We start from the raw sequence: 321 nt of genomic DNA, 5'->3' as shown, positions 1-321 counted from the left end.
AAGACATCGTTGACGGTGCACCTAAAACTCTGAAAGAAGGTGTTTCTAAAGCTGAAGCTGAAGACATCCAAAAACAACTGGAAGAAGCCGGCGCTAAAGTCGAAATCAAATAATTTGATGCTTCCTATAAAGGCTGGCAGTTTTCTGCCAGCCTTATTTTGCTTCTTAAAATAAGCATCAGGTATTGTTTACATTTATTTGCATAGTCTTTATAAAATCATTGCAAATAAATGTAAATATCAGGTTGATGCATGCCGTTGTTTCAGACGGCCTATTATTTAAAATTGCTTTTCGGAGTGTATATGAGCTATTCGTTTACCG

General features: G+C 36.4%; 1 protein-coding gene. It reads left to right on the top strand.

Annotation, left to right across the window (positions count from 1 at the left end):
* On the top strand, positions 1–113 hold a 113-nt coding region (locus ACTHSP_RS23325; protein WP_440347157.1), incomplete at its 5' end, for a ribosomal protein L7/L12.
* Between the last annotated feature and the right edge of the window lie 208 nt (positions 114–321).

It is taken from the genome of Neisseria sp. P0001.S005 (genome assembly GCF_051963715.1).
This window is presented reverse-complemented; position numbering and strand designations above follow the sequence as displayed.